The 18,609-nt window shown below is 68.7% G+C and carries 18 protein-coding genes; 12 read left to right on the top strand and 6 right to left on the bottom strand.

Going from position 1 to position 18,609, the window contains the following annotated elements; translation table 11 throughout:
- Positions 1 to 16: 16 nt before the first annotated feature.
- A complete protein-coding gene (locus tag GTZ97_RS01930) occupies positions 17 to 928 on the top strand; it encodes a LysR family transcriptional regulator (protein WP_161648866.1) in 912 nt (303 codons plus the stop codon).
- Positions 925 to 1,578 carry a trimeric intracellular cation channel family protein gene (locus GTZ97_RS01925; protein WP_161648806.1) on the top strand — a complete coding sequence of 218 codons (654 nt, stop codon included), beginning with the start codon at positions 925 to 927 and terminating at the stop codon, positions 1,576 to 1,578. Before GTZ97_RS01930 ends, GTZ97_RS01925 begins: the two co-directional genes overlap by 4 nt.
- 10 nt (positions 1,579 to 1,588) lie before the next feature.
- Here GTZ97_RS01925 and GTZ97_RS01920 read toward each other — a convergent pair whose 3' ends face one another.
- Positions 1,589 to 2,170: a mechanosensitive ion channel family protein gene (locus GTZ97_RS01920; RefSeq protein WP_161648805.1), complete on the bottom strand. Its 582-nt coding sequence runs from the start codon at positions 2,168 to 2,170 to the stop codon at positions 1,589 to 1,591.
- Between the two features lie 64 nt (positions 2,171 to 2,234).
- Between GTZ97_RS01920 and GTZ97_RS01915 the strand changes: the two genes are divergently transcribed.
- The 5 genes from GTZ97_RS01915 to GTZ97_RS01895 all read left to right on the top strand — a co-directional run bounded on the left by GTZ97_RS01915 (position 2,235) and on the right by GTZ97_RS01895 (position 5,716).
- Positions 2,235 to 3,149, top strand: a complete 915-nt coding sequence (locus GTZ97_RS01915) for a diacylglycerol/lipid kinase family protein (protein ID WP_161648804.1) — start codon at positions 2,235 to 2,237, stop codon at positions 3,147 to 3,149.
- Between the two features lie 7 nt (positions 3,150 to 3,156).
- A complete protein-coding gene (locus GTZ97_RS01910; RefSeq protein ID WP_161648803.1) occupies positions 3,157 to 3,954 on the top strand; it encodes a metallophosphoesterase family protein in 798 nt (265 codons plus the stop codon).
- A gap of 81 nt (positions 3,955 to 4,035) precedes the next feature.
- A complete protein-coding gene (locus tag GTZ97_RS01905; protein WP_161648802.1) occupies positions 4,036 to 5,010 on the top strand; it encodes an SDR family oxidoreductase in 975 nt (324 codons plus the stop codon).
- Between the two features lie 11 nt (positions 5,011 to 5,021).
- Positions 5,022 to 5,255 carry a DUF2630 family protein gene (locus tag GTZ97_RS01900; RefSeq protein WP_161648801.1) on the top strand — a complete coding sequence of 78 codons (234 nt, stop codon included), beginning with the start codon at positions 5,022 to 5,024 and terminating at the stop codon, positions 5,253 to 5,255.
- 50 nt (positions 5,256 to 5,305) lie between these two features.
- Positions 5,306 to 5,716: a YkgJ family cysteine cluster protein gene (locus GTZ97_RS01895; RefSeq protein ID WP_161648800.1), complete on the top strand. Its 411-nt coding sequence runs from the start codon at positions 5,306 to 5,308 to the stop codon at positions 5,714 to 5,716.
- On the opposite strand, the gene GTZ97_RS01890 is transcribed toward GTZ97_RS01895, so the two are convergent.
- Together GTZ97_RS01890 and GTZ97_RS01885 are read right to left on the bottom strand one after the other, a co-directional pair.
- On the bottom strand, positions 5,706 to 6,302 hold the full coding sequence (locus tag GTZ97_RS01890; protein ID WP_161648799.1) for an IMPACT family protein: 597 nt from the start codon (positions 6,300 to 6,302) through the stop codon (positions 5,706 to 5,708). The two genes, GTZ97_RS01895 and GTZ97_RS01890, sit on opposite strands and share 11 nt — an antisense overlap.
- A 19-nt stretch (positions 6,303 to 6,321) precedes the next feature.
- A complete protein-coding gene (locus tag GTZ97_RS01885) occupies positions 6,322 to 8,097 on the bottom strand; it encodes a GGDEF domain-containing protein (protein WP_161648798.1) in 1,776 nt (591 codons plus the stop codon).
- An 88-nt stretch (positions 8,098 to 8,185) separates the two neighbouring features.
- Here GTZ97_RS01885 and GTZ97_RS01880 point away from each other — a divergent pair, with 88 nt between their 5' ends.
- On the top strand, positions 8,186 to 9,688 hold the full coding sequence (locus GTZ97_RS01880; RefSeq protein ID WP_161648797.1) for a M48 family metalloprotease: 1,503 nt from the start codon (positions 8,186 to 8,188) through the stop codon (positions 9,686 to 9,688).
- A 5-nt stretch (positions 9,689 to 9,693) separates the two neighbouring features.
- Here GTZ97_RS01880 and GTZ97_RS01875 read toward each other — a convergent pair whose 3' ends face one another.
- Complete coding sequence (locus GTZ97_RS01875; protein ID WP_161648796.1) at positions 9,694 to 9,882, bottom strand: hypothetical protein; 189 nt, start codon at positions 9,880 to 9,882, stop codon at positions 9,694 to 9,696.
- Positions 9,883 to 10,229: 347 nt separating this feature from the next.
- Here GTZ97_RS01875 and GTZ97_RS01870 point away from each other — a divergent pair, with 347 nt between their 5' ends.
- Complete coding sequence (locus GTZ97_RS01870) at positions 10,230 to 11,792, top strand: methyl-accepting chemotaxis protein (RefSeq protein ID WP_161648795.1); 1,563 nt, start codon at positions 10,230 to 10,232, stop codon at positions 11,790 to 11,792.
- Here GTZ97_RS01870 and GTZ97_RS01865 read toward each other — a convergent pair.
- Positions 11,779 to 13,008, bottom strand: coding sequence for a N5-glutamine methyltransferase family protein (locus GTZ97_RS01865; protein ID WP_161648794.1), 1,230 nt, complete (start codon positions 13,006 to 13,008; stop codon positions 11,779 to 11,781). The genes GTZ97_RS01870 and GTZ97_RS01865 overlap by 14 nt on opposite strands.
- A gap of 85 nt (positions 13,009 to 13,093) precedes the next feature.
- On the opposite strand from GTZ97_RS01865, the gene GTZ97_RS01860 reads away from it, so the two are divergent.
- Positions 13,094 to 15,169: a molybdopterin-containing oxidoreductase family protein gene (locus tag GTZ97_RS01860; protein WP_161648793.1), complete on the top strand. Its 2,076-nt coding sequence runs from the start codon at positions 13,094 to 13,096 to the stop codon at positions 15,167 to 15,169.
- On the opposite strand, the gene GTZ97_RS01855 is transcribed toward GTZ97_RS01860, so the two are convergent.
- A complete protein-coding gene (locus GTZ97_RS01855; RefSeq protein ID WP_161648792.1) occupies positions 15,155 to 16,432 on the bottom strand; it encodes a TIGR03862 family flavoprotein in 1,278 nt (425 codons plus the stop codon). The genes GTZ97_RS01860 and GTZ97_RS01855 overlap by 15 nt on opposite strands.
- 147 nt (positions 16,433 to 16,579) lie before the next feature.
- On the opposite strand from GTZ97_RS01855, the gene GTZ97_RS01850 reads away from it, so the two are divergent.
- Both GTZ97_RS01850 and GTZ97_RS01845 read left to right on the top strand, forming a co-directional pair.
- Positions 16,580 to 17,893: a hypothetical protein gene (locus tag GTZ97_RS01850; protein WP_161648791.1), complete on the top strand. Its 1,314-nt coding sequence runs from the start codon at positions 16,580 to 16,582 to the stop codon at positions 17,891 to 17,893.
- The gene (locus tag GTZ97_RS01845; protein ID WP_236650943.1) at positions 17,890 to 18,609 is read left to right on the top strand and encodes a DUF4194 domain-containing protein; all 720 of its coding nucleotides are present in this window, start codon (positions 17,890 to 17,892) and stop codon (positions 18,607 to 18,609) included. The genes GTZ97_RS01850 and GTZ97_RS01845 overlap by 4 nt, the downstream gene beginning before the upstream one ends.

Raw genomic sequence — 18,609 nt, 5'->3', positions numbered from 1 at the left:
TGATCTGCATATGCCCATCGAGCTTCGACACCTGCGCTACTTTGTCGCCGTCGCCCAGGAAGGCAACGTCACGCGCGCTGCCGCCCGGCTGCACATCAGCCAGCCACCGCTGAGCCAGCAGATCAAGGAGCTGGAGCAGATGCTGGGCGTCACCCTCTTCCAGCGCACACCGCTGGGCATGGCCCTGACGGCCCCGGGCCAGGTTTTTCTGAACGAAGCACAGCGCACGCTGCAGGCCGCCGAGCAGGCCCAGCAAGCGGCCGTGCGTGCGGCGCAAGGCCGTACCGGCACGCTGCGCGTGGGCTTCACCAGCTCGGCGGCCTTCAACCCAGTGGTCGCGGGCACGCTGCGAGCCTTTCGGCAGCGCTGGCCCGATGTGCAGCTCATCCTGGAGGAGACCAACAGCACCCACCTGACGGAAGCCCTGCTGCAGCGCACGCTGGACGCGGCCTTCCTGCGGCCCGGCCAGGCGCTGCCGCCGGGGCTGCGCGTGCACCGCTTCGCGGACGAGCCGATGCAGGTGGTGCTGCCGGCCAGCCACCCCCTGGCCAGCCGCAAGCGCGTGGCCCTCAAGCAACTGGCGCACGAGCCCTTCGTGCTCTTCCCAAGAGCGGTGGGCCTCAGCCTGTACGACGCCGTGGTGGGCGCCTGCCAGGCCGCTGGCTTCGAGCCCCAGCGCGGTGTCGAGACGACGCAGCTGTCGTCCGTCATCAACCTGGTGGCCGCCGGCATGGGCGTGTCGATCGTACCTGCCTCGCTCACGCAGATTCAGGTCGCCGGTGTGCGCTATCTGGGCGTCCAGGGCCGTGCGCCGCGGGCCACGCTGGGCCTGGCCGTGCACAGCACGCACCCGACACCGACTGTCGACAACCTGATGCGGATTGCGCAGACCGGCCCCCGCCTGTGGGACACTGGATGTCAGCCATGAGCCTGCCTTCGCCCCCCGCCATGACGCACCTGATCGCCGCCGTCGAGGTGGCGGCGATGATTGCCTTTGCCTTCTCGGGCGTGTTCGAGGCCGCGCGCAAGCGGCTCGATGCCGTGGGCGTCTGTGTGGTGGCCGGCCTGGCGGCCTTTGGCGGCGGCACGCTGCGCGATGTGCTGCTCGATCGTCGGCCTTTTTTCTGGGTCGAGCATGCGGTGTGGTTGTGGGGCCTGCTGGCGCTGTGCGCGGCGGCCATGCTGTTCATGCGCGCGCGCCACTTCGCGCCCACGAGCCGGGCCATGCAATGGCCCGATGCGCTCGGCCTGGGCCTGTTCACCGCCAGTGGCACGCAGATCGCCCTCAACACCGGCTCGCCCGCATTGGTGGCGGTGCTCATGGGCGTGATCACGGCCACCTTCGGCGGGGTGTTGCGCGACGTGGTGTGCAACGAAATCCCGACTGTCTTCCGCGATCACCGGCCGTATGCCGTCTGCGCCTTTGCCGGCGCCTGGGCGTTGGTGGGCATGCAGTGGCTGGGCGCGGCCGATTGGCTCGCCCTGCTGGCGGGCGCCGCTGTCGCCAGCCTGTTGCGCATGGTGGCGCTGTGGACGGATTACAGCCTGCCGCAGTGGTCGGCGGGCGACGAAACGTGATTCAGTGAACTCACCCCGCCGAGGTCGTGGCCTTGGGCGGCTTCACGCGGATGACACGCTGAAAGAACAGGCTGTTGGGCACGCGCATGAGGCTGCCTTCCGACTCTGGCGCCGTGTCGCGCAGGGTGGTGTAGATGAGGTTGATGTCCATGACCTCGCCGGCCAGCCCCGCCTTGTCGCCGCTTTCCAGCAGCTCGACCTGATCCTGCAGGCGAAACGGCCGCGTGGTGAACAGCAGCATCGAACAGAAGATGTTCGACAGCACGCTCCACGCTGCGAAGAACGCGACGGCCGCCACGGTGGCAAAGCCGGTGAAGGCCGTCCACAACACGGTGCCCGACACGCCCAGGCGATCCAGAATCAGCAGCGCCGCGCTGGCGAAGATCACGAAGCTGCCCACCCGCCGTGCGCCCACCGTCAGCTCCAGCGGCAGGCGGTGCAGCTCACCCAGCCGCCGGAGGAAGCGGCGCAGCAGCCAGCGCAACAACTGCGCCACCAGCACGATGAGCACGATCTGCAGGCTCAGGTGGATCAGGTCGAACCAGGGGTCGGCCCATTCGGGCAACAGGCTTTTGAAGCGGTGGATCAGCATGATGCCCCTGATTCTAGGGAGGACTGTTTTGGTGCGCCGGGCACAAGGGTTGCTCGTGCGGAGCATGCCCACCCCTTTTCATGTGGTGCTCAACCCCGGATCCGGCCGGCAGGACCGGGACGCACGCCTGGCGCTGATCCGCTCAACGTTGGAGGCGGCGGGCCGTACGTTCGAGCTGGCCGTGGTGAAGCGGCCAGGAGAGTTGACGGCCGTGGGCCGGCGCATGCTCGCGCGGGCGCAGGAGACGGGTGGCGCGCTGGTGGCCGCCGGCGGCGACGGCACGATCAACACCCTGGCCGGTCTGGCCTTGCGCGCCGATGTGCCTTTCGGGATCCTGCCGGGTGGCACGTTCAACTATGTGGCCCGGGCGCATGGCATCCCGACCGACACCGAAGCGGCCCTGCAGGCCTTGCTGCAGGCCCGCGAGCGGCCGGTGGCGGTGGGCATGGTCAATGACAGGCCGTTTCTGGTCAACGCCAGCATGGGCATGTATGCCCAGTCGCTGGACGACCGTGAGGTGTTCAAGCAGCGCCTGGGGCGCAGCCGGCCGGTGGCCCTGCTCGCAGCCGTGTTCACCGCGCTGCAACGCCACCGCCACTGGGTGATCACATTGGAGGCCGACGGCCAGGAAACCACCGTGGTCACATCGACGCTGTTCGTCGGCAACAACCATCTGCAGTTGGCCCAACTGGGCTTTGTGGAAACCGATGCGCCACCATCCGACACTTTGCTGGCCGTGGTCACGGCGCCTCTGTCGCGGCCCGCCATCCTGGGCCTGATGCTGCGCGGTGCCATCGGTCGGCTGGCCGAGGCGGATGGGGTGCGTTGCCTGCCGTTTCAGCGGCTGACCGTGTCGCCCAAGCTCCTCCACAAGCCCCGGCGACTGAAGGTCGCCACCGATGGCGAAACCGCATGGCTGACGACGCCCTTGCGTTTTCAACATGCGCCCCAGCGGCTGCGGCTGCTGGTGCCGGCGTGAGGCGCCCATGCCGCTGGTCATGCTGCTGTCCGACCCGCACTTCGGCACCGAACGGCCCGAAGTCCTGCGCGCGCTGCTGGCCTTGGCCGCGCGAGAGCGACCCGAGGTGCTGGTGTGGTGCGGCGACCTGACCCAGCGCGCCCGACGGGTGCAATTCGACGCCGCGCGGCACGCGAGTGAACAGATCGGTGCGCACCACACGGTCTGCGTCCCCGGTAACCACGACATTCCGCTGTTCAATGTGCTGGCGCGCATGTTCGACCCGTATGGTGGTTACCGGCGCGCCTTCGGGCCGCCCGAGGATGTGCGCCTGACGCGGCCGGGCCTGTCGCTGATCGCGCTGAACACCACGCGCCCGTGGCGACACAAGCACGGCGAGGTCTCGCGCGCGCAGATTGCACGCGCGGCACGGTGGCTGCGCCGGGCGGCGCCAGGGCAGCTGCGGCTGGTGGTGACCCACCAGCCGGTGTGGGTGGCCCACGCCCGAGACCAGCGCGACCTGCTGCGCGGACATGCGGCTGCGTTGCGCGCCTGGGCAGCCGCGGGCGCCGATGTGCTGGTCAGCGGCCACATCCACCTGCCCGGCGTCGCCACCGTCCCTGTGTCGTTCACAGGCCGCGTGCGGCCGCTGTGGTACGTGCAGTCGGGCACCGCGGTATCGAGCCGGGTCCGCCGAGGCACGCGCAACGCGGTGCACCTGATCCATTACACGGTGCCGCCGGCCCCACCAGCCGTGTTGATCGAGCAGTGGGAGTTCGACCCTGCGCAAATGGCGTTCCACCTGGCGCACGCGCAGCCGCTGTGAGCCGCCGTGCGCCCCTTGCGGGCACACGGCCTGCCCGGATGGCGCAAGGCCCCGGCCGGGGTCACACAGACAGGAGCCGCCATGAACGACACGCTTGACACCCAACGCCGCATTCAGCAGGAACAGGATCAGAAGGACCAGCAGGCGCAACAAGCCAGCGACAGCGCGCAGAGCGACGATGAAGGCATCCAGGCCGGTGCACGGCCACAGCCCACCGACCTGCCCGCGCAGCATCTGGACAAGCCCGGCATCGAAGCGGAGCTGGAACTCAAGCCCCGTTACGAGGCGCCCAATTACAAAGGCAGCGCAAAGTTGCAGGACATGGCGGCCGTGATCACGGGCGGCGACTCGGGCATCGGCCGAGCGGTGGCCGTGCTGTTCGCGCGCGAAGGCGCCGATGTGGCCATCGTCTACCTGAGCTCGCATCAGGATGCGCAAGACACGCAACGTGCCGTCGAAGCCGAAGGACGTCGCTGCATCCTGATCGCCGGCGACGTGAAGGATCCGGCCTTCTGCCGCCGTGCCATCGAGGAAACCGTGCAGGCCTTTGGCAAGCTCGACATCCTCGTCAACAACGCCGCCTTCCAGGAGCACGCGGCCTCGCTCGAAGACATCACGGACGAGCGTCTGGACGAGACCATGCGCACCAACATCTTCGGCTACGTGTACATGGCCCGAGCCGCCCTGCCCCACCTGCGCCAAGGCAGCAGCATCATCAACACCGGCTCGGTGGTGGGCCTGCGCGGCAGCGCGCAGTTGCTGGATTACTCAACCACCAAGGGCGCCATCCACGCCTTCACCAAGTCACTTGCGCAAAACGTGATCGACAAGGGCATCCGCGTGAACGCGGTGGCGCCCGGGCCGGTGTGGACGCCGCTGAACCCGGCGGATTCACCCGCTGACAAGGTCAAGGACTTCGGCAAGAGCAGCGACATGAAGCGCGCCGCCCAGCCGGAGGAGTTGTCGCCCGCCTACGTGTTCCTGGCCTCGCCCGCGTGCGCGGGCTACATCACCGGCATCGTGCTACCGGTGACCGGCAGCGTGGGCGCCATCTGATGGAGACAGTCATGAACGACAACGAACTGGTTGAACGCATCACCGCGCTGGTCGACGAAGAGCACCGGCTGCGCGAGAACACGGATGAGGCGGGTGCCCACGTTGAGCAGCTGCGCATGATCGAAGCCCAGCTCGACCAGTGCTGGGACCTGCTGCGCCAACGACGCGCCCGACGCGAGGCCGGGCTGGATCCCGACGACGCGCGCCCGCGCGATCTGGGCACGGTGACGCACTACCTCAACTGAAGCAGGGCAAGGTGCACAATGCGGGCGGTTGATGAGCCTGCCGCCCGATTGTGAAGTCTTCCATCCACGTGGTCGATGTCGACCGCCTTGAAACCTGGAGCCGCTACCGCAACGGTCTGTGTGACCGCTGCGCCGCCAACTGCTGCACCATGCCGGTGGAGGTGAAGCTCGCCGACCTGGTGCGCCTGGAAGTCGTCGATCCCTTCGAGGCGGAACACGCTGCGCCGAAGGACATCGCCAAACGGCTGACCAAAGCCGGGCTGATCGAGCGCTTCAACCACAAGCACGGCATCTACACGCTGGCGCGCCGCGCCAATGGCGACTGCCGCTTTCTGGACGCCCATACACGGCGCTGCACCGTGTATGGCCAGCGCCCCACCACCTGCCGCACCCACCCACAGGTGGGCCCGCGCCCGGGCTTTTGCCCTTACGGTCCCAAGGCCGAGCCCGTCATGGCTTGAGGTCGGTCAGCCAGGTCAGCCGGCCGTGGGCCAGCTCGTCGAGCCCGCGACACACCGCCTCAGCCCGCGTGGCATCCACCTGGAAGCGCAGGGTCACCGCCTGGTCGTGGTCCACCGACAGCAGCGTGGCCCCTCGCGCCTCCAGCTCGCGGCGCAGCGCGCCTTCCATCGCGTAGGCGGCTGAACATGCGTGGATGCTCAACCGCACGATGGGCACTTTGACGCCCCCGAGCAGCGCCTGTGCCACCGTGTCGGTATATGCCCGCACGAGGCCTCCAGCGCCCAGCGGTGTCCCCCCGTAGTAGCGCACAACCGTGGCGAGCACGCCCTCCAGGTCCTGGCGGCGCAGCACCTCCAGCATGGGGCGGCCGGCTGTGCCGCTGGGCTCGCCGTCGTCGACTGCGGCGGACTGCCCGCCGGCCAGCAAGGCCCAGCACACGTGGGTGGCGGTGGGATGATCGGCCCACAGCGCCTGCACCACGGCTTGCGCCGCGGCACGGTCCGGCACCGGCTGCACGCAGCCGATGAAGCGGCTCTTCTTGATCACCAGCTCGCTGTGAACGGGCGACTGCAGGGTCAGGGGCATGGGAAGGCCTGGCGCGCGATCAGGCCTCAGTCGGCGGCTCGGCCAGCACGGTGCGGTTGCGGCCGGCATGCTTGGCGGCATACAGCGCGTCATCGGCACGCGCGAGCAGCCGGTTGATGTCCAGCCCGTGGGTGTTCGAATCGGCCAGGCCGATGCTGATCGTCAGGCGCACGGGCGGCATGTCGTCACCCACATCGACCCACTGTCCGGCCACGGCCTCACGCAGCCGGTCAGCAAAGCGCACGGCGTCATCGGGCTCACAGTAACTGAGCAGCGCCACGAACTCTTCACCGCCCAGGCGGGCCACCACATCACCCTGGCGCATGCCGTTGCGCAGGGTCTGTGCCATGGCCACCAGCACGCGGTCGCCCGCCGCGTGGCCCGCGGTGTCGTTGACGCGCTTGAAGTGATCCACATCGATCAGCATGACGACCACGTTGAACTCATGCCGCTTGGCCCGCGCCAGCTCGGATTCGGCCGTCTCGAAGAACGCCCGTCGGTTGGGCAGACTGGTCAGGAAATCGGTGGCCGACTGGGCACGCAGCGTGTCGATCAGCTTGTCGCGCTCTTGTTCGAGCGTCTCGCGCGCCTGGGTCGCCTGGCGCAAGGCCTCGGCCCCTGCGATGACCTCGGCCATCTCGTCCTGGGCTTGCGGGCGGGGCAAGGGCTGGCTGAGGTCGCCCGCGCTCATCGCGTGCAACGCAGACGAGACCTGCGACAGCGGGCGCACAAAGCGCTGGAACGCCATGCGCAGCATGACCAGCACCAAAAACAGCGCCACCGCAGTGGTCATGCTGACCACCAACAACGTACAGCGGGACGTGGTCTGCACTGCGGCGCTGCGCTGCTCGGCTTCGAGCAGCAGCGCATCGCGCAGCCCGACAATGGGCTCCATCAGCGGGACATACCGGGCCGCGAACTCTGCTGGCGTGAGCCCGAAGCGGCCGTGGGCGTAACCGGTATCGAGCACCTGCCGCAAAAAGGCCTGCCCCTGGCCGAAGTAGACCTGGTCCATGCGCTCGTGTGCGGCGCGCACGGCGGGCGTGGGCTCTTCCATCCCCGCGCGCGCTTCGAGCAGGTCGTGCAGCTGCGCGATGCGGCCCTTGACCTGATGAATGGCCGCCACCTCTTCCGGCGCAAACGGCGCCTGACGCGCCAGCGCGGGCGTGAACAGCGAGCCCAGCAGCCCCGCATACTCGCGCAACTCGCCTGCACGCCGCGCGCCCCAGACCACGGTGGCCAACGACGGGTCGGCGTGGTGCGCATCGTCCGCAAACAGGATCACCGCAGGCGTGAGCATGGGCACCAGGGCCACCATGCCCTGAACCGCCTCGCGGATGGCCGTGGGCTGCCGCTCGCTCTTGGGCGTCGCGGCGAGCTGGTCCACACGCTGGCGGGCCAGCTGAAGCGCCATGCGGTAGGCCTCGGCGCGCTCACGGGCATGCAGGTAGGGCCGATCGCTGCGCGGCTCGGCCAGGACGGCGTGGAGTTGCGAGAAGGCCAGATCGGTGCGCATGCGCGCCTTGCGCAGGCGGTCGCGCAGCACCGGGTTGCCGCCCGGCACCTCATCGCCCAGCACACTGTTACTGGGGCCGCGCTCGCGCGACACCATCTCGACGGCCACCAACGCCAGGCGCAGACGCGCCACCGCCTGCTGGCCCTGCTGCGCGCGATCAAGCTGGCGCCATTCCAGCCACATCAGACGCGAGACCGCCAGCAGGATGAGGAGCATCAGACCGACGGTGATCAGCCGAAACCAGCCCCGCAATGTCAGAGAACGCTTGTCGTTATCCATGTTCTTGAAGCGTGGGCGCGCACCTGCGGGCGGTGCGACACATGCCGGACCGGGTATTCTCGCACCACAGACCCTCTGGAGACCACACATGACTGTGTTCCACCGCTCGTTTGCGGGGCTGGCCCTGGCCCTGCTGCTGACCGCCTGCGGCACGCCCGTCGTCAACCCGGTCACAGGCCAGGCCGAGCGCTCGGTGATGGACGAGCAAGCCGAGATCCGTGAAGGCCGCAAGGCACACGACCAGGTGCTCAAGGAGTATGGCCGCTATGACAATGCCGCGCTGCAGGCCTATGTGAACAACATCGGCCAGAAGCTGGCCGCTCAGTCTCACCGCGCCCACCTGACGTGGACGTTCACCGTACTCGACAGCCCGGAGATCAACGCGTTTGCGCTGCCCGGCGGCTACGTCTACGTGACGCGCGGGATCATGGCCTACATGGACAGCGAGGCCGAGTTGGCGGGCGTCATCGGCCACGAAATCGGCCACGTCACCGCGCGCCACGGTGCCCAGCGCGCGACCCGCCAGCAGACGGCGGGGCTCGGCGTGCTGGCCGCCACCGTGCTCGGCGCCGTACTCGAAGGACAAGGGGTGCGGGGCGCGACAGACTTCGCCAGCCAGGTGTCGCAGACGGCGGCTGCCGGCTTCATCGCCTCGTACAGCCGCGAGCAGGAGCTGCAGGCCGACCAACTGGGCGCCGAGTACCTGTCGCGCACCGCGTATGACCCGAAGAACATGGTCAACGTGATCAACCTGCTGAAGAACCAGGAGCGCTTCGCGGCCGATGTGGCCCGCGCCGAAGGCCGCAGCGTGCCCAGTGGCGCGAACTGGCTGGCATCCCACCCGAGCAACGACCAGCGGCTGGCTCACATCCTGAGCGTGGCCAATGCCTACAAAGGCCAGGGCCAGTACAGCGACGACGGCCGCGCACGTTACCTGAAAGCCATCGAGGGCATGACCTTCGGCGACAGCCCCGAGCAAGGGCTGGTCCGAGGGCGCCAGTTCTACCATGTGCCGCTGAACCTGGCGCTGACCGCCCCGGCAGGCTGGCAGATCGTCAACAGCCAGGAGGCCATCACGCTGGTCAACGGAAACCGGGATGCGGGCCTGGTCATCCAGCTCGCCCCCGCCAATGCGGGACGCGACCATGAAGCGCTCATCCGGCGCCTGGTGCAACCGGTGGACGGCCGCATCGAGCGCCGCAGCCTCAACGGGCTGCCCGCCACCCACTTCACCGGCACCGTACGCAACGCCCAGGGCGCGCAAAGCAGCGTGCGCCTGACGGTCGTGACCGGCCCGGGCGACCGCCTCTACCTGCTGCGCTACGCCGCACGTACGCCGCAGGCGCTGCAGGGATCACTGCGCGAGATGACCGAGGCCGAGAGCAGCTTCCGCGCGCTGACCACAGCCGACCGCCAGGCGGCCAGACCCTGGGTCCTCTCAACAGTGCCATTTCCGAAAGGCGGCTTTGCCGAGTTGGCACGCACCAGCCCGCTCACACCTCAGCCTGAGGGCCAGTTGCGGTTGATCAACAGCGTCTACGGCTCCGCCCGCATGCCCGCCACCGGCGAGCCGGTGAAGACAGTGCGCTGACCCGCTCAGTGGGCCGGGCCGGCGTGCGGCTCCCACTCCATCAGCACGCTGGCCGTCTCGACCAGGCGCCACAGGTGGGGTGGCATCTGCAGGATGCGCTCGGGCGTGCGGGCCTCACGCACCCAGGCGCCGATCTCGGCGTGCTGGTCGGGCGTGAGCAGGCGAAGGGTGAGCATCTCGTCGAGCAGTCTCATGGCAGCCCCTTTGTCGCAACGCACAGGCAATCCTGTGAACCCAATATGGCACACCCGGGGCGCCGGGATCAAACGAAAAGTGCACATGCGGGCGGCCATCCCCCCTGGATCGGGGCGGCAGCCCCCCGCTGCGTCACAACGTTGTCAAAGCGGAGTCAATGACAGACGAAAGGCAAACGGCCCGATTTGTTGCCTCGCGCCGAACTGGTGCGTGAAAGCCGCACTGTTGCGCATTAATCGCCTTGCATGGCTGTCGATACTGCCTCCACGCATCACGGATGTGGAGCCCGAACGGGACCAGGCGAGCCGTCCGGACGATGCGACTCAACCCTCAATGGAGTCCACACATGCTCGCCAGAATGACCATCTCCAAACGCCTGTATCTGGGCTTTGGCCTGCTCATCATCCTGATGGTGGCCGTGACCGCTGTCGCCACCCGGCAAGTTGCCATCATTCAACAGGCCCTGACAGACAACAGTCAGGTCAACATCCCGATCCAGCGCTACGCCATCAACTTCCGGGGATCTGCCCACGACCGCTCGATCGCCATCCGCGACGAAGTACTGGCCAACACGCCCGCAGACCGTCAACGCGAGGCGCAACGCATCACCGAGCTGGCACGCTTCTACGCCGAATCCGCATCGCCACTGGAGACGCTGATACAGGCCCCGAACGCCGACCCGGCCCTGCGTGCGCTTTACGCGGACATTCAGGCAATCGAGGCACGCACGGTGGCCACCACAGAAGCCATCCAGAGGCTGACCGCCCAGGGCGACCTCGATGGCGCCAAGAACAGGCTCTGGCAAGAGGCCAAGCCGCAGTACGAAGCATGGCTGGCTGCCATCAACCGCCTGATCGACCACCAGGAAGCGCGCATCCAGGCGCAAAGCAAGCTGGCGCTGACGGAAGCGGCAGACTTCCTCATGACCATGCTCGCGACGGTGGCGCTGGCGCTGGTCATCAGCGGCCCGACCGCATGGCGCATCAGCCGAAGCGTGCTGGATCAGCTGGGAGCCGAACCGCATCAACTCGAAGCCATCACCCAGCGGATGGCGCAGGGCAATCTGCAGCCCATCGCCGAAGCGCAGGCGGCACGCGCGGGCAGCGTCCTCGCGTCACTCGGCGCCATGCAACAGGATCTGGCACGGCTGGTCGGCCAGGTCCGTTCCGCCGCGGGCAGCGTGGCTGAGGGCACCACCCAGATCGCTGCAGGCAATACCGACCTCAGTCGGCGCACTGAAGCACAGGCCAGCAGCCTGCATCAGACCGCTTCGGCCACCCAGCAACTGGCTCAGGCCGTCGAAGCCAACGCCGAAACTGCCGCAGAGGCCAATCGGGTGGTGAGCATGGCCTCACAGGCAGCAACCAAGGGCGGCATGGTGGTAGGCGACGTGGTTCAGACCATGCGCGACATCAACGAATCCTCACGCAAGATTGCAGACATCATTGGCGTGATCGACGGCATCGCCTTCCAGACCAACATCCTGGCGCTCAACGCCGCTGTCGAGGCCGCACGGGCTGGCGAGCAGGGGCGCGGCTTTGCGGTGGTGGCCTCAGAGGTGCGTGGGCTGGCCCAGCGCTCGGCCAACGCCGCCCGCGAGATCAAGGGCCTGATTCAGAACAGCCTGGAAAAGGTCGAGAACGGCTCACAGCTGGTCGAGCATGCCGGGCAAGCCATGGATGACATCGTGTCGCAGGTCCATGAGGTGACAGCGCTGATCACGCGCATCGCCGATGCCTCCATCGATCAGCAGACAGGCATTTCGCAGGTCGGAGAGGCCATCGGCGTGTTGAATCAGACCACTCAGCAAAACGCTGACCTGGTACAGCAAAGCGCCAGCGCCTCGACGAGCCTGCAGCAACAGGCCACGCAACTGGCCGACACGGTGAGCGTCTTCAAGCTTGCGTGAGCCGCCCGAGCCGCCACAGCGACGTCAGCTCGCGCGAGCGGGCAGCGTGCAGCGGGTCGTCGCGGTCGTGCGCCTTGCCATGACGCGGGCGGGTGTCCAGCCGGCCCAGCACCTGCAGCCCGCCGTCGGCGATCCACTGCGTGAGCTGCTCGCGGCTGCGCAGGCCCAGGTGCTCGGCCAGGTCGGACAGGATGAGCCAGGCCTCGCCGCCCGGTGACAAGTGGGCGCCCACGCCCGCGAGAAAGCCGCGCAGCATGCGGTGATCGGGGTCGTAGACCGCCTGCTCGACCGCGCTGCTGGGCTTGCCCGGCAGCCACGGCGGGTTGCAGACGATGAGGCCCGCTTGGCCGGGCGGAAACAGGTCGCAAGCCAGCAGGTCGACCCGATCACGCAGGCCCAGGCGCCGCAGGTTGTCATCGGCGCAAGCCAGCGCGCGAGGCGAGAGATCGGTCGCCACGACGCGGGCCACCCCCTTGCGCAACAACACCGCGGCCAGCACGCCCGTGCCGGTGCCGACATCCCAGGCTGCGGCCTCTCGCGCCGGGCCGCCAGCTTTGCTGTCCTGAGGCTGCGGGTTCAGAACAGCCGGCAAGGGCGCCTGGGCCACCAGGTCCAGGTACTCGCCGCGCACCGGCGAGAACACGCCGTAATGCGGATGCAGGGTGGCACCACCCAATGCCGCCACCGGCACGCCCTTTTTGCGCCACTCGTGGGCACCGATCAGGCCTTGCAGTTCGCGCAAAGGCACCACACACGGCCCATCTGCTGGTCCATAGGCTTCGGTGCAGGCCGCACGGACGTCCGGGGCGCGGCGCAGCGCGATCGTGTAATCGGCATCCAGCATGATCAGCACCCGTGCCAGGATGCGCGCCCGCTCGGCCTGGGTCTTGCGGTGCAGGTGGAAGGCCTGCGTCAGATCCGGTGGGGCACCCGCCACGCCTTGGCGAGCGGGCTGGCGCGCCTGCCGCTTGTCGATGCGCCGTCCCAGCGCCTGCAGCAACTGGCGTGCGTTCTGGAAGTCACCCCGCCACAGCAGGCCCGTGCCTTCGCAGGCCAGGCGGTAGGCGGTGTCGGCCGGCAGCGTGTCGTCAGCCAGCACGAGCTTCTTGGGTGGCAAGGCACCGGTCTCGCTGCGCCAGCGTGCCGCGTGGGTCTGGCCGTCCTCCGTCCATTGCAGGCGGGGCGCATCGTCGGTCGGGGCGGGGGCTTCGCTCATGCGGCCGCATGGTAGCCCTGTTTTATGCGACAGTGATTCCTGCGCTCACCCCGCGCGCCACACATAAAAGCCAGGATCGACTGCCATGAACGCCCCCACCCACACGACGACCGTGCGCGGCGCCTGCCCGCACGACTGCCCCGACACCTGCGCATTGCTGACCACCGTGGCAGATGGCATCGCCATCAAGGTGCAGGGCAACCCGGCGCATGCGCAAACGGGCGGCGTGTTGTGCACCAAGGTGTCGCGCTACACCGAGCGCACCTACCACCCCGAGCGCGTGCTGCATCCGCTCAAGCGCGTGGGCCCCAAGGGGTCAGGGCAGTTCGTGCGCGTCAGCTGGGACGAGGCGCTCGACGACATCACTGCGCGGCTCAAGGCCATCGCGGCACGCGACCCCGAGGCCATCCTGCCCTACAGCTATGCGGGCACCATGGGGCTGGTGCAGGCCGAGAGCATGGACCGCCGTTTCTTCCACCAGCTGGGCGCCTCGCTGCTGGACCGCACCATCTGCGCCTCGGCCGGCGGCATGGCGATGATGTACAGCGTGGGCGCCAAGATGGGCATGAAGGTCGAGCAGTTCGCGCACAGCTGGCTCATCCTGATCTGGGGCGGCAACCCGATTGGCAGCAGCCTGCACTTCTGGCGCTACGCCCAAGAGGCCAAACGCCAGGGCGCGCGCCTGGTGTGCATCGACCCGCGCCGCACCGAGACCGCCGAGAAGTGCCACACGCACATCGCGCTGCGGCCCGGCACCGATGCGGCGCTCGCGCTGGCGATGATGCATGAGCTGATCACCCACGACTGGCTGGACCACGACTACATCGCGCGCCACACCACCGGCTGGCCGGCGCTGCGCGAACGCGCTCTGCAGTGGCCGCCCGAACGCGCCGCCGAGGTCTGCGGGCTGGACGCGCAGGTGGTCCGCGATCTGGCGCGCGACTGGGGCACCACGCAGCCGGCGGCCATCCGCCTGAACTACGGCATGCAGCGCACCCACGGCGGCGGCAACGCAGTGCGCGCCGTGGCCTGCCTGCCCGCGTTGACAGGCGCATGGCGCCATGCAGCAGGCGGCATGATGCTCAGCGCATCGGGCCACTTTCCGGTTCAACGCGACGCGCTCAGCCGCCCGGATCTGCTGCGGGGGCGCACGCCCCGCACCATCAACATGTCGACCATCGGCGACGCGCTGCTGGGCCTGCAGCCCGAGACGGCACAGCGCCCGATCGAGGCGCTCGTCGTCTACAACAGCAACCCGCTGGCGGTCGCGCCCGAATCGGCCAAGGTGGCCCGCGGACTGGCACGCGACGACCTGTTCACCGTGGTGCTCGAACACTTCATGACCGACACGGCCGACATGGCCGATTACGTGTTGCCGGCCACCACGCAGCTCGAGCACTGGGACATCCACGCCTCATATGGCCACACCGACGTGTTGCTCAACCGGCCGGCGATTGCGCCCGTGGGCGAGGCGCGGCCCAACACGGCCATCTTTCGGGCGCTCGCACAGCGCATGGGCCCGGCATTCGGCTTCGACGACCCCTGCTTTGCCGACGACGACGAAACCTTGTGCCGTCAGGCTTATGGCGATGCGGTCGACTTCGAAGCCCTGCTCGACCATGGCTTTGTGACGCTGCCCGTGCCGGATGCGCCCTTTGCCGAGGGTGGCTTTCCCACGCCATCGGGGCGCTTCGAACTCTTCAGCGAGCGGCTGGCCGCGATGGGGCTCGATGGCCTGCCTGATTACCTGCCCAACCACGAGACGCCGCAGCCCGGCAGCCGCTACCCGCTGGCGATGATCTCGCCGCCCGCACGGCACTTCCTGAACTCCAGCTTCGCCAATCTCAAGAGCCTGCGCAGCATCGAGCGCGAGCCCGTGCTCGAAATTCATCCTCAGGATGCAAAGGCGCGCGGCATCGCCGATGGCGACCTGGTGCGCGTGTTCAACGACCGGGGCGAGCACCACTGTCGCGCGGTGGTGGGCGAGCGTGCCCGCCCGGGCGTGGTCAACGGCCTGGGCATCTGGTGGCGCAAGGACGGGCCCAACGGCACCAACGTCAACGAGCTGACCAGCCAGCGCCTGACAGACATGGGGCAGGCCCCGACGTTCTATGACTGTGCGGTGCAGGTGGTCAAGCTCGTCGACTCAGCCGCGGCCTGACTGCCACCACTGCAAGACCCCGCGCCCCACCCAGCGGCCATTGGCCATGGCCGCCGTGAGCAGGTAACCACCGGTGGGCGCCTCCCAATCCAGCATCTCGCCGGCGCAGAACACGCCGGGCAGATCCTTGAGCATGCCGTGGCCATCCATGGCTTCCAGCCGCACGCCACCCGCCGTGCTGATGGCCTCATCCATCGGGCGCGGAGCGACCAGGGTCAGCGGCAGGGCCTTGAGCGCCAGCGCGAGCTGCAATGGGTCTTCCATGCGCTCGGCGCCGAGCACCTCGTACAGCAGCGCCAGCTTGAGCCCATGAATGTTCAACACGCTCTTGAGATGCGTGGGCCAGCTGCGCGGCCCACGCGGACGACGTACCTTTTCCAGCACCTGCTCGGGCGGGTGATCAGGCAGCAGATCCAGCGTGAGCGTGGCACGGCCCTCACGCTCGATGGCGTCGCGCAGCCGGGCTGCAAACGCATAGATCAGGCTGCCTTCCACGCCGGTGTCGGTCAGCACGAACTCCCCTTGCTGGCGCACGGCCGCCCCGTGCGGCAGGCTCACCGAGGCTGCAACCGGCTTGACCGGCTGCCCGGCGAAACGCCCTCGCAGAAATGGGCTCCATCCACCCGCCACGTCGAAGCCGCAGTTGGCCGGCTTGAAGCGCGCGACATCCACACCGCGTCGGGCCAGCTCGGGCAGCCAGCTGCCATCCGAGCCCAGGCGGGCCCAGCTCGCGCCGCCCAGGGCCAGCACCACGGCATCGGCGTCGATCACGTGCTCGCCCTCAGGCGAGGCCATGCGAAGTCGGCCCGCCTCGTCCCACCCCTGCCAGCGATGGCGCGTGTGTACCTGCACGCCGCTGGCGCGCAGCCGCTGCAGCCAGGCACGCAACAAAGGCGCGGCCTTCATGTCCGTGGGAAAAACGCGACCGGACGTCCCTACAAAAGTGGTAATGCCCAGCGCATGTACCCAGTCACGCAAGGCCTGAGGACCAAAGGCCTCGATCCACGGTCGGACCTCGTCGGCGCGCTCTGCATAGCGGGCAATGAAGCGCTCCACCGGCTCGGAATGGGTCAGGTTCAGGCCCCCGCGACCCGCGAGGAGGAACTTGCGCCCCACCGACGGCATGGCGTCGTACAGGTCCACAGGGGCGCCGGCCTCGGCCAGCACCTCGGCCGCCATCAGTCCGGCTGGGCCGCCCCCGACCACCGCCACACGAGGGAGCGAGCACGGACGGGGGGCGAGACAGGCAGAAGAGAGGGGCATGGCAAACCAGTGGCATGACGCGACCGACTGAACCCTGGCAGGCTGAGCGGCGCGCGGGCACCGATGTTAGACCGAATCGACCTCGGTCGCGCCGCCTCGGGGCGATCCCGGGCGGCCGACATGGGGACTCCGGCACAATCCACCCCCATGAACGACGCGCTCCCACACGACTCAAACGACAGCGCGAGCTTCGAAAGCCATTTCCGCGACCCCGCCGATGCAGCCAGCCACCCGCTGGCCTGGGCCCTGGGCCAGCGCCAGGGCGTGCTGGAGGCGCTGCGCGGCCTGTTCAGCGGCCCGCAGGCGGGTGTGCAACTGCGGCTGTGGTGCTTTCTGGAGCTGGCCAGCCAGCCTCAAGGACGCCTGTCGCGCGATGATGTCAACCGGCTTTTTCACATGCTGGTGCCCGACTCGCTCGAAACAGCCCTCAAGCGCCTGCGCGAGCTCGACCTGCTGGTGTGGGACGCCACCGCCCAGGACTATCACCTCTCGCCGCTGGCGCAGCAGGTGCACGGCCTGCTGGCCACGCTGACCAGCCCGCCACAGGGCGACGCAGCCGACGAGATGGCCGACCTGCTGGCGCAAGTGGCTGGCGCGCAGCAGCTGGGTCTGGTCAACGCCAACCACCTCAAGCACCTGCATGCGCAACTGGCCCGCCTGCACGACGAATTCGCCGAGGCCATCGCCAGCGGGTCGGAAGCCCGCCTGCGCCTGGCCCAACCGCGTTTCGACCGCGCGCTGCAACTGGTCGACCGAGCCGGCCAGGCGCTGACCGCACTGATCCGCGCCGAACACGTCGACCCGCGCCTGGAGCGCGAGGCCCGCGCCATCGGGCAGGCCCAGGCCCGGCTGCTGGCCATGGCCAGCCAGTTCACCCGCGCATTGCAGCAGGCAGATCGCCAGCGCGTGACACTGGGCTCCACCGGCCTGACCACCTCGGACGTGCGCGCCTGGCTGCAGCGTCATCCGGCCCTGTATGAGCTAATGGGCGAGGCGCTGAGCACGCCGGTGCGCCCGGTGATGGTGAGCCAGCACGACCTGGTGGATGTGGCCGAGGGCGAGTTCGAGCGCGACCGACCCCACGCCGGCCAGGCCAGCGGCCTGCCCCCGCCCGCCGAAGCCGCCAGCGGCACCCTGGATACGCTGAGCCTGCCAGCCGAGCTGGGCGGCCTGATCACGCTGCTCGGCCGCTGGCACGCCGAGGCGCCTGAAGGCGAGCGCCCGCTGGCCGATGCCATCCTGGGCGGCCGCTTTGCCCAGGCGGCCTACCGCATGCAGCTGATGCCCCTGGTGGGCGATGCCCAGGCGCAGACCCTCAAAGGCCAGACGGGCGACCTGGCCCGCGCCCCCTGGCAGTGGGCTTTCAGCCCCCGCCACCAGACCACCACCGACGAGGCCGTGGCCCTGATCAGCGAAGGCGTGATCAGCCCCCTGCCCGTGGATGACACCCCGACCCCATGAGCGCACACCTTGACGATGCGGCCTTGCTGGCCGCCGAACTGCTGGCCCGCCGCTGGCTGCCCCGCCAGCACCCACGCGTGAAGCGCGCCCTGATCGATGCCGACCTGTGGGCCGCCACGCAAGACCGCCTGGCCCAAGTGGGCCTGCGCCTGATCGACAACCTCTACGCCGACCACATCAGCGTGGCCCTGCTGCGCCCGGCCGAAGCCACGGTGTTTGGCGAGGCAGGCCTCAACAGCCACAACAACCTCGATCTGCCGCGCGATGCCGTGTCGCTGCTGGTCGTGCTGTGGGCGCTGATCGTGTTGCCCAAGCGCGAGCGTCAGCAAGCCCGCGCCACCCAGGCCGAGGGCGAGATGCAGAACGACATGTTCGGCAAGGACAAGCCCGTGCCCACGGCCGCCAGCGTCAGCCCTGTCGTGCCCTACAAAGCCCTGCTGGCCGACTTCGGCGTGCAGTTGGGCAAGAAGACCCGCCTGGACACCAACCTCAAGCGCCTGGAGCAGCACGGCTTCATCACCCGCAAGGGCGAAGACATCGCCGAAGGCCCGCTGCTGGACCTGCTGCTGGACTACGACGCCCTGGCCCCACGCATCCTGCAAGGCGCGCTCACCGACGTGCTGAGCCAGGCCAAGGAGCTGTTCGGCCACCTCCCGCAGGCCATGACCCAGCCGCCGCTGGAAGAGATCATCGAAGACGACGAGCCCGAGGCCTGA

The sequence above is a fragment of the Aquabacterium fontiphilum genome, assembly GCF_009909205.1.
GTDB classification, from domain to species: domain Bacteria; phylum Pseudomonadota; class Gammaproteobacteria; order Burkholderiales; family Burkholderiaceae_C; genus Aquabacterium; species Aquabacterium fontiphilum.
This window is presented reverse-complemented; position numbering and strand designations above follow the sequence as displayed.

What these genes read in the sequence shown, in the direction of transcription:
- GTZ97_RS01880 (WP_161648797.1), top strand. Translation starts at nt 8,186, where the DNA reads ATGACTGTGTTCCACCGCTCGTTTGCGGGGCTGGCCCTGGCCCTGCTG.
- GTZ97_RS01855 (WP_161648792.1), bottom strand. Translation starts at nt 16,432, where the DNA reads ATGCCCCTCTCTTCTGCCTGTCTCGCCCCCCGTCCGTGCTCGCTCCCT.
- GTZ97_RS01850 (WP_161648791.1), top strand. Translation starts at nt 16,580, where the DNA reads ATGAACGACGCGCTCCCACACGACTCAAACGACAGCGCGAGCTTCGAA.
- GTZ97_RS01890 (WP_161648799.1), bottom strand. Translation starts at nt 6,302, where the DNA reads ATGCCCCTGACCCTGCAGTCGCCCGTTCACAGCGAGCTGGTGATCAAG.
- GTZ97_RS01900 (WP_161648801.1), top strand. Translation starts at nt 5,022, where the DNA reads ATGAACGACAACGAACTGGTTGAACGCATCACCGCGCTGGTCGACGAA.
- GTZ97_RS01915 (WP_161648804.1), top strand. Translation starts at nt 2,235, where the DNA reads ATGCCCACCCCTTTTCATGTGGTGCTCAACCCCGGATCCGGCCGGCAG.
- GTZ97_RS01875 (WP_161648796.1), bottom strand. Translation starts at nt 9,882, where the DNA reads ATGAGACTGCTCGACGAGATGCTCACCCTTCGCCTGCTCACGCCCGAC.
- GTZ97_RS01910 (WP_161648803.1), top strand. Translation starts at nt 3,157, where the DNA reads ATGCCGCTGGTCATGCTGCTGTCCGACCCGCACTTCGGCACCGAACGG.
- GTZ97_RS01870 (WP_161648795.1), top strand. Translation starts at nt 10,230, where the DNA reads ATGCTCGCCAGAATGACCATCTCCAAACGCCTGTATCTGGGCTTTGGC.
- GTZ97_RS01885 (WP_161648798.1), bottom strand. Translation starts at nt 8,097, where the DNA reads ATGGATAACGACAAGCGTTCTCTGACATTGCGGGGCTGGTTTCGGCTG.
- GTZ97_RS01865 (WP_161648794.1), bottom strand. Translation starts at nt 13,008, where the DNA reads ATGAGCGAAGCCCCCGCCCCGACCGACGATGCGCCCCGCCTGCAATGG.
- GTZ97_RS01905 (WP_161648802.1), top strand. Translation starts at nt 4,036, where the DNA reads ATGAACGACACGCTTGACACCCAACGCCGCATTCAGCAGGAACAGGAT.
- GTZ97_RS01920 (WP_161648805.1), bottom strand. Translation starts at nt 2,170, where the DNA reads ATGCTGATCCACCGCTTCAAAAGCCTGTTGCCCGAATGGGCCGACCCC.
- GTZ97_RS01860 (WP_161648793.1), top strand. Translation starts at nt 13,094, where the DNA reads ATGAACGCCCCCACCCACACGACGACCGTGCGCGGCGCCTGCCCGCAC.
- GTZ97_RS01925 (WP_161648806.1), top strand. Translation starts at nt 925, where the DNA reads ATGAGCCTGCCTTCGCCCCCCGCCATGACGCACCTGATCGCCGCCGTC.
- GTZ97_RS01845 (WP_236650943.1), top strand. Translation starts at nt 17,890, where the DNA reads ATGAGCGCACACCTTGACGATGCGGCCTTGCTGGCCGCCGAACTGCTG.